Below are 2,286 nucleotides of genomic sequence, written 5' to 3' on the forward strand. Positions count from 1 at the left end.
ATCGTGGCCGTGGACACCCCGAGCGGCGTCGACCCGGACACCGGCGCCGTCGACGGGCCGGCCGTGACCGCGGCCGTGACCGTCACATTCGGCGCCTACAAGCCGGTCCACGCCCTCGCGCCCACCCGGTGCGGGCGGGTCGAGCTCGTCGACATCGGTCTCGAGCTGCCGCCGCCGTGCATGGTGGCGGCCGAGCCCGCCGAGATCGGAGCAATCTGGCCGGTCCCGGGCGCCGACGACGACAAGTACAGCCAGGGCGTCGTGGGCATCGTCGCGGGTAGCGCCCGGTTCCCGGGCGCCGGCGTGCTCTGCGCCGGCGCAGCGGTGGCCGCGACGTCCGGCATGGTCCGCTACGCCGGCAGCGCCGCCCCCGTCGTGCTGGCCCGGTTCCCCGAGGTGGTGGCCGCGCCGTCGTTCGCCGAGGCGGGCCGCGTCCAGGCATGGGTGATCGGGCCGGGCGGCGGCACCGATCACCAGGCGGCCGACACGTTGCGCGACGTGCTGGCCACCGATCTTCCCGTCCTCGTCGACGCCGACGGGCTGACGCTGCTGTCGCGGCAGCCGGACCTGGTCCGCGGCCGGCGGGCTCCGACCCTGCTGACACCGCATGCCGGGGAGTTCGCGCGGCTCACCGGACGCCGGCCCGAGCCGGACCGGGTGGCGGCGGTGCGGGCACTGGCCGCCGACTGGCGGGTTCACGTACTGCTCAAGGGCCGGTCGACGCTGATCGCGAACCCGGACGGGCACGTGTTCGTCAACGAGGCGGGCGGGTCGTGGGCGGCCACCGCCGGCGCGGGCGACGTGCTGTCCGGGATGATCGGGGCACTGATGTCCGCGGGGATGGCTCCGGATCTCGCGGCCGCGGCGGGCGCGCGCGCCCACTCCACCGCCGCGGATCTCGCCGCTCGCGGCGGGCACGATCTCGCCGCTCGCGGCGGTCGCGATCTCGCCGCTCGCGGCGGTGAACCCGGTTGGGCCGCCCCCACTTCGGCGAGCGCGATCCTGGATCGGGTGCCCGCGGCGGTGCGGAGCCTGCGGGGCATGGCCGAATCGTGATCCCGACACCTGCCACCGTGCTGCGGGCCACTTCGTCCGCAGTGGCAGGATCGAGATTCATGACCACGGCCGAACCCCGACCCCGCAACCACCTCCACCACGACCTGCCGCAGGCCGAGGCGTTGATCGACCTCGACGCCGTGGCCGAGAACGTGCGGCGGCTGCGGGAGTACGCAGGGGAGGCGGCGGTGATGGCCGTGGTCAAGGCCGACGCGTACAACCACGGTGCCGTCCCGGTGGCCCGGGCCGCGCTCGCCGCCGGCGCGCGGGAGCTGGGGGTGACGACCCTGACCGAGGCGCTCGAGCTGCGCCGCGCGGGGATCGACGCGCCCGTGCTGTCGTGGCTGCACACCGTCGACGCCGACTTCGCCCCCGCCATCGCCGCCGGCGTCGAGCTGGGGGTGTCGTCGACGCGGCATCTCGCGTCGATCGTCGCCGCGGCTCGGGAGACGGGTGTGACCGCGGTGCTCACCGCGAAGATCGACACCGGCCTCAACCGCAACGGCGTGGCACGGGACGAGTGGCCGGCGTTCCTGCGGGATCTGGGCCGGGCCCGGGCGGAGGGGGCGATCCGGCTGCGCGGCGCCTTCTCCCATCTCGCACACGCGGACGAACTCGACCACCCCGAGATCGACTGCCAGCGGGACCGGCTGCGCGAGGCCGTCGCCGACCTGAGCCGCCACGGCATGAAGCCCGAGGTGGTGCACCTGTCGAACTCGGCAGCGACCGTTACCCGCCCCGACCTGCGTTTTGACATGGTCAGACCGGGTATAGCGATGTACGGGTTGTCCCCGATCCCCGAGGTCGGGGACTTCGGGTTCCGGCCCGCGATGACGTTGCGAACGAGGGTGGTGCTGGTGAAGAAGGTGACTGCAGGGTCCGGAGTGTCCTACGGGCATCGCTGGGTGGCGCCCGCCGACACCACCGTGGCCCTGCTGCCGATGGGATACGCCGACGGAATCCGGCGTAATCTCAGCGGCCGGTTCGAGGTGCAGCTCGGCGGACGCCGCCGACCGCAGCTCGGCCGCGTGTGCATGGACCAGGTCGTGGTCGATCTCGGACCGGACGGGGACGGAGTAAAAGAAGGCGATACCGCGTTCTTCTTCGGTGACGGTAGCCATGGCGAGCCCGCCGCGCAGGACTGGGCCGACCTACTGGACACCATCAATTACGAGGTGGTCACCGGCGTGGGCGGGCGCACCGTCCGCACCTACGTCGGTGGCGGAGGAG

General features: G+C 73.5%; 2 protein-coding genes. Both read left to right on the forward strand.

Features of this window, described 5'->3' with window-relative positions; genetic code table 11:
* Positions 1–1,056, forward strand: a 1,056-nt coding sequence (locus CQZ88_RS05150; protein WP_102799339.1) for an NAD(P)H-hydrate dehydratase, incomplete at its 5' end; no start/stop codon positions are given.
* Between the two features lie 59 nt (positions 1,057–1,115).
* Positions 1,116–2,286, forward strand: a 1,171-nt coding sequence (gene alr / locus CQZ88_RS05155; protein WP_102799340.1) for an alanine racemase, incomplete at its 3' end; no start/stop codon positions are given.

The organism is Rhodococcus sp. ENV425, from assembly GCF_002887785.1.
Classification (GTDB): Bacteria; Actinomycetota; Actinomycetes; order Mycobacteriales; family Mycobacteriaceae; genus Rhodococcus; species Rhodococcus aetherivorans.